Genomic DNA, 6,501 nt, shown 5'->3' on the forward strand with positions numbered 1-6,501 from the left:
GGAGAGGGAGGGAGGCGCCTGTGACAAGTCCTGGCAATGAGAGACGCCCACTACCCTGCCGCGTGGCGTCGATGCCACGGGGCGGGGCAGTGGGCGTGGTTGTTTGGGTGGCGCCGCTTAGGAAGCGGCGGTCTCGCGCTCGCGGGCGCGGATGTCACGGCGCAGCTCGGGTGGGAGAGCGAACAGGAGGTGCTCGTCGGCGGAGGTGACCTCCTCGACGTCGTTGAACCCACGCTCGGCCAGCCAGGCCATGACGCCGGTGACCAGCTCCTCGGGGACCGAGGCACCGCTGGTTACGCCGACGGTCTCGACGCCCTCCAGCCAGCTCGCGTCCACCTCGGTGGAGTCGTCGACGAGGTGGGCGGCTGGTGCGCCGGCGTCGAGCGCGACCTCGACCAGACGCACCGAGTTCGAGGAGTTCGGCGAGCCGACGACGATGACCAGGTCGACCGCGCTGGAGATCTCCTTGACGGCCACCTGACGGTTCTGCGTCGCGTAGCAGATGTCGTCGCTCGGCGGACCCTGCAGGTGCGGGAAGCGCTCACGCAGGGCCCTGACGGTCGTCTGCGTCTCGTCGACGGAGAGGGTGGTCTGGGAGAGGAAAGCGACGTGCTCCGGGTCGCGCACCTTCACCTTGGCGGCATCCTCGGGACCGTCCACCAGGTGAATGCGGTCAGGTGCCTGGCCAGTGGTGCCGACGACCTCCTCGTGGCCCTCATGGCCGATAAGCAGGATGTCGTAATCCTCGCGGGCAAACCGACGCGCCTCGGAATGCACCTTGCTGACGAGCGGACAGGTTGCGTCAATGGTGCGCAGTTGACGCGAGGAGGCCTCCTCGTGCACGGTCGGCGCGACCCCGTGCGCTGAGAAGACCACGGTGGCGCCCTGTGGTACCTCGTCGGTCTCGTCAACGAAGATCGCGCCCTTGGCCTCCAGCGTCTGTACGACGTGGAGGTTGTGCACGATCTGCTTACGTACGTAGACCGGCGATCCGTAGAGCTCCAGCGCCTTCTCCACGGTCACGACAGCTCGATCGACACCGGCGCAGTAGCCGCGCGGCTTGGCAAGAAGGACCCGGCCCATGCTGGGCAGTCTACGCGGTGAGGGCCCTGCTGGAAGAGCCGCGGGCGATGCATCACGTGTCGGCGACATCGTCCGCTCCACCTCCGGCCACGGTCGCACGGACTCTTCTGGACCTGTCGGACGGACCGGCTACGGTGCCCGAATGGCCCTGACCTCGACACCTGAACAACCCTTGCCGGTTCGCACGGTCTCGCGCGCCGTCGGCGACTGGGTCCACCGGCTCGGCCGGGTGTGGGTTGAGGGACAGGTCACGCAGCTTGTTCGCCGGCCCGGAATGGGCACTGTTTTCCTCACCCTCAGGGACCCCGTCGCGGATGTGTCGCTGCGGGTCACCTGCTCGCGAGCGGTCTGTGACGCTGTCGGCCCCGCGCTCGTGGACGGCGCGCGGGTCGTCGTGTGGGGCAAGCCGTCCTTCCACCCCGCCCGCGGCACGCTCGCCCTCGCGGTGGTGGAGATCCGCCCGCTCGGCGCGGGTGCCCTGCTGGCCCGGCTGGAGCAGCTCAAGGCCACGCTGGCCGCGGAGGGCCTGTTCGCGGCGTCCCGCAAGCGGCGCCCGCCGTTCCTGCCCGCGGCCGTCGGGTTGATCACCGGGCGCGCCAGCGCCGCGGAGCGCGACGTCGTCGAGAACGCGCGCCGTCGCTGGCCGGCGGTGCGGATCGTGCTGCGGGAGGTGGCCGTCCAGGGCCCGCTGGCGGTGTCCCAGGTCATCGACGCGCTGCGCGAGCTTGACGGTCGGGCCGAGGTCGAGGTGATCGTCATCGCCCGTGGCGGCGGGTCGCTGGAGGACCTGCTGCCGTTCTCCGACGAGGCGCTGGTGCGCGCCGTGGTGGCCGCGCGCACCCCGGTCGTGTCGGCGATCGGACACGAGCAGGATGCGCCGCTGCTCGACTTCGTCGCCGACGTACGCGCCTCGACCCCCACCGACGCCGCCAAGCGGGTGGTGCCCGACGTCGGCGAGCAGTCCGTCGCGGTCGCCCAGCTGCGGGCTCGCGCGCGCCGCGTCGTCGAGCATCGGCTGGACCGGGAGGAGCGCCGGCTCGCGGACATGCGGGGCCGCCCGGTCCTCGCGGCGCCCGCCCGCGACCTCGCCCGGCGCTCGGACGACGTCGTCGCCCTGCTGGCCCGTTCCCGGCGCTGCGTGCATCACGCGCTGGACGTGACGGCACGCGATCTGGTGGCCACCCGCGCCCGGGTGCGGGCGCTGTCCCCGGCGGCGACCCTCGACCGCGGGTACGCCGTCGTGCAGCGCGCGGCGGACGGTGCGGTCGTACGCGACCCCGCGCAGGTCGGACCGGGCGAGCGGCTCGCCATCCGGGTGGCGAGCGGGGCGCTCGGGGCCGCCGTCACCGAGGACTGAACCGACCACGGCGCGGGCATCAGGCGTCGCGGGCGTCAGGCGTCGCGGGTGGGGTCGGCGGCGGCGAGCCGGGCACGGGCGCCGTCGAGCAGGGCCTGGCAGGTCCGGGCCAGCTCCTCCCCGCGCTCCCACAGGGCCAGCGACTGCTCCAGGGTCACCCCGCCCGCCTCAAGCTGGCGGACGACCTCCTCCAGCTCGGCGCGGGCGCTCTCGTAACTGACCCCCGGCGCGCCGGGGAGATCGGGCGTTTCCGGTGCGTTCGAGTTCGGTGCGCTTCGGTTCGGTCGTGCGGCCCGCCCGTTGCCGGGAGAGTCGCCGAACGTTGTGGAACCAGGACTTTCAGACATCGCCACCTCCGCGCCCCTGCATACCCAACTTCCGGCCAATGCGATGCCATGGCCCGATCGTGACGCCTCGTGCCTCCGCGCGGCTCGGGCGAAATTCGACGCGGCGTGTCACGAGTATTCCCGACCGGATCCGGCGCCACGCCGGGCGCCACCGAAGCCGGAAATGCCGCACTCCGTCGGCGCAACGTGATATCAATCAGGCGACAATCATGGTCGAAGTGGGTTGGCCTGGCGGAGATCCATAGTGCAAGGTCGCTGCAGGACGTTTCAGATTGGTGGTGGTCCGTGAATGTGCGGGCCCCACTCGGCTGGCCGCCCGTCCGCTTCGGGCGGTCCGGAGGTACACCACATGCCCGGCGCACGTCCGTCGCTCCGACGCCAGGCCGTCGTCGGTCGCTCCCGGGGGCGAGTTCCACCCGCCTCCCCGAGAGGTTCGGTCCTGCTGCGGCACGACCTCGCCGGCACGGCGTCTCGCGACACCAGCTCCACCGATCAGGGCGGTCGGGGTGACCGGGGTGACCGGCGCATCCTGGCCGGCGGGCCGCTGCTGCGGCGCGCGGCTGGTCTCATCCTCGGTCTGGCGGTGCTCATCCCGGCGGCCAACGCCTGGGACGGCTCGCACGGCCATCCTGTGCCGTCCCAGCGGCCTCCCGTAGCCGCCGGAACCGGCCAGCACTGAGGTAGCCGAGGTCGGCTCCGCCATCGCAACGATTCCGGCAGTACTGGATACCCGGACCCACAGGTCCGGGTATCCAGCCCGCGGCGTCGACAGCGGCTGGCATCGGCTCCGGGCCATTCGGCGCACATTGCGTGCGTGCCGCCCCGGGCCGCGGGCCATTCGACGCGAGGTCTCGGCGGACAAACCGATTCTTACCGTTTGGGTAAATTTAAGTATCTTGCGGAGATGGCGGCCGGAAACATCCACCGGGATGCTCGGCGTTCCGCGTCGCTCTCGGCTTTGCGTTCGGGTTCCCGCACGCACGAATCCGCGGGCCGTCAGGCCCCGCTGGGCTGGACCGGCTGGAGCGATTCGGCGAGGGCGACCAGGTCGGCCTGGGTCGCGCCACCCTTCCCGCCGCCGTCGTCGATGATGACCGTGAGGTCCTTGTCGGTCCGGCTGATCGCGAGATGGCCGTCGGCGTCCGGGCGCTGCTCCCAGGGAGTCCCGTCGACGTCCACGGTCCCGTGCGGCGGCCGGTTGCCGAGCAGCTTCTGCACCGCCTTCGGCGCGTTGCTCTCCCGCAGCCGGGCGTACGTCCGATGGCCGGACCGGTCGATGACGTAGCCGATCGCCGCCTCGGCGATGTCGCCGCCGTCGGAGCCGCCGGTGGGGCCGGTCAGCCGCAGCGAGGTCGGCTTCCAGTACCCGGGCAGGCCGGCGGGGGCGAGCGGGGTGTAGGACGTCTGCCGAGCGAAGGCCGCCATCGGCTCGGCCGTCGCGACGACCTTGACCGCCGTCTCGTCGCCGCCTCGCGGCATCACGAAGATGACGAAGACCAGAACGCCCGCCATGACCGCGGCGAGGGAGAGGATCATGTCTCTGATCGTTTCCTGGCCGCGTCGCTGTCGTTGTGCCACGCCCCCATCTTCCAGGTCTCGGCGGGCCGGTGGTGGGCCGGGACCGGTTCTGGCGGCCCCTTACGGCGCCGGTGTGGCGGGGATCTCGCCCACAGTGGGTGCCGTGGATGGGGCGGAACGCCGACGGGCAGCCGTCACGCCCCCTCCGCGTGACGGCCGCCCGATCGAAGCGTTTGACGCCTGTATGCACCGGAAGGTTGCGCGCAAGTTTTCGACTCCCCGGCTGTCACGCGCACGACAGACTGGATGCCTCGGTTCGTCTGACAGCGAGCGATACTCCGGGATACGTTCGGCGGGGCCTGATCCATCGCGGGGCCGGCTATCTCGGGCGCCTGCGGGGTAGCCGAACTAGGCTCACGGCCGTGCCTTCCGCTCCCGATGCCCTCACCGCCAGGTCCTCCGACTCCTCGGCTGTGCCCGACACGCTGGCCGTGCAGGGGCAGGCCCCGGACCGCAACCTTGCCCTCGAACTCGTCCGGGTGACCGAGGCCGCCGCGCTCGCCGCGGCGCGCTGGGTCGGCCGCGGTGACAAGAACGGTGCCGACGGTGCCGCCGTCGACGCGATGCGTCGGCTCGTCGGCACCGTGTCGATGCGCGGCGTCGTCGTCATCGGCGAAGGGGAGAAGGACGAGGCCCCGATGCTGTTCAACGGCGAGCAGGTCGGCTCGGGCGAGGGCCCGGAGTGCGACGTCGCCGTCGACCCCGTCGACGGCACCACGCTCACCGCCAAGGGCATGAACAACGCCGTGTCCGTCATGGCGGTCAGCGAGCGCGGCTCGATGTACGACGCGAGCGCCTGCTTCTACATGGAGAAGCTGGTCACCGGGCCGGAAGCGGCGGACGTCGTCGACATCACCGCCTCCGTCGAGGACAACATCCGGGCCGTGGCGAAGGCGAAGGCGATCCACCCGCGCGACGTCACCGTGGTCGTCCTGGACCGCCCGCGGCACACCGAGCTCGTCGAGCAGATCCGTGCCGCCGGCGCCCGGGTGAAGCTCATCTCCGACGGCGACGTCGCCGGCGCCGTGATGGCCGCCTCCGCCGACACCGGTGTCGACCTGCTACTCGGCATCGGTGGCACGCCGGAGGGGATCATCACCGCCTGCGCCGTGACGTGCCTGGGCGGGGTGATCCAGGGCCGGTTGTGGCCCAAGGACGAGACCGAGCGGAGCAAGGTCGTCGCGCTCGGGCACGACCCGGAGCGGGTGCTGTCCACCCGCGACCTCGTTGCCAGCGACAACGTCTTCTTCGTCGCGACGGGAATCACAGATGGTGAGCTGCTGGCCGGAGTACGGTACCGCCCGGGTGGCGCCAGCACGTCGTCACTGGTGATGCGCTCCCGCTCGGGCACGATTCGCCGGGTCGACAGCCAGCATCAGCTCACCAAGCTGCAGGCCTACTCCACCGTTCCGTTCTGATCTCACCGCCGGGAGGCGATCGCGTGGCGCGGCTGTCCCCCGCGGCGTTGTTCGTCCGGCTCGACCGGCCAGGGCCGCATGGCAGCGCGGCGGAGGTCCGCACGCTGGCGACTGCCGTCCGCCGGTTCCTCGCCCATCCCCGCCCGCCGGTGCTGCTCGGCTGCGTGGGGGGGCTCGCCGCCGTGCGCGCGGCCCGCGGGCCGTGGCGGGCCCGGGACACCCGGATCGCCGTGGCTGCCGCCGTCGCGCAGCCGTTCGTCGAATGGGGTGTGCACCGGCTGGTGCTGCACGCCCGCCCGGCCAGCCGGCTGGGTGCCGTCGGCTACCAGCTCGCCGGCTACGGCCACGAGCAGCACCACCGTGACCCGGCCGATCTGGACACCATGTTCCTGCGTCCACGCGAGGTCATCACCGGAACGGCAGCGGCGGCCCTGCCTGCGCTGCTCGGACCGCCCTCGGCGGCGACCGCGGCGCTGTGCGCGGGTGTCGGCGTGCTCGCCTACGACTGGACGCACTTCCTCATCCACACCCGGGTCCCACCGCGGACGGCGTACTACCGGCGGGTCTGGCGCGGCCATCGCCTGCACCACTACCGCAACGAGCATTACTGGCTCGGCGTGACCAGCCCCCTCGGGGATCTGGCCCTGCGCACGAATCCGCCGCGGGACGCCGTTGAGCTCTCCCCGACCGCCCGCGGCCTCGTCGCCCCGGCCTCAGC

The 6,501-nt window shown here is 71.9% G+C and carries 7 protein-coding genes; 4 read left to right on the forward strand and 3 right to left on the reverse strand.

Annotated features, from left to right (window positions below; genetic code table 11):
* Positions 1-117: 117 nt before the first annotated feature.
* A complete protein-coding gene (locus NBZ83_RS28970) occupies positions 118-1,083 on the reverse strand; it encodes a 4-hydroxy-3-methylbut-2-enyl diphosphate reductase (protein WP_261565029.1) in 966 nt (321 codons plus the stop codon).
* Positions 1,084-1,225: 142 nt separating this feature from the next.
* Between NBZ83_RS28970 and xseA the strand changes: the two genes are divergently transcribed.
* The gene (gene xseA, locus NBZ83_RS28975; protein ID WP_261565028.1) at positions 1,226-2,440 is read left to right on the forward strand and encodes an exodeoxyribonuclease VII large subunit; all 1,215 of its coding nucleotides are present in this window, start codon (positions 1,226-1,228) and stop codon (positions 2,438-2,440) included.
* Positions 2,441-2,475: 35 nt separating this feature from the next.
* Here xseA and NBZ83_RS28980 read toward each other — a convergent pair whose 3' ends face one another.
* Positions 2,476-2,787, reverse strand: coding sequence for an exodeoxyribonuclease VII small subunit (locus tag NBZ83_RS28980; RefSeq protein WP_261576217.1), 312 nt, complete (start codon positions 2,785-2,787; stop codon positions 2,476-2,478).
* Positions 2,788-3,136: 349 nt separating this feature from the next.
* On the opposite strand from NBZ83_RS28980, the gene NBZ83_RS28985 reads away from it, so the two are divergent.
* A complete protein-coding gene (locus tag NBZ83_RS28985) occupies positions 3,137-3,466 on the forward strand; it encodes a hypothetical protein (protein ID WP_261576218.1) in 330 nt (109 codons plus the stop codon).
* Positions 3,467-3,783: 317 nt separating this feature from the next.
* On the opposite strand, the gene NBZ83_RS28990 is transcribed toward NBZ83_RS28985, so the two are convergent.
* Positions 3,784-4,365, reverse strand: a complete 582-nt coding sequence (locus tag NBZ83_RS28990) for a DUF4245 domain-containing protein (protein ID WP_261576219.1) — start codon at positions 4,363-4,365, stop codon at positions 3,784-3,786.
* A gap of 431 nt (positions 4,366-4,796) precedes the next feature.
* Between NBZ83_RS28990 and glpX the strand changes: the two genes are divergently transcribed.
* The gene (gene glpX, locus NBZ83_RS28995; RefSeq protein WP_261576221.1) at positions 4,797-5,783 is read left to right on the forward strand and encodes a class II fructose-bisphosphatase; all 987 of its coding nucleotides are present in this window, start codon (positions 4,797-4,799) and stop codon (positions 5,781-5,783) included.
* 23 nt (positions 5,784-5,806) lie between these two features.
* The coding region (locus NBZ83_RS29000; RefSeq protein WP_261576220.1) for a sterol desaturase family protein at positions 5,807-6,501 on the forward strand (695 nt) is incomplete at its 3' end.

The organism is Frankia gtarii (assembly GCF_025403375.1).
Lineage (GTDB): Bacteria > Actinomycetota > Actinomycetes > Frankiales > Frankiaceae > Frankia > Frankia gtarii.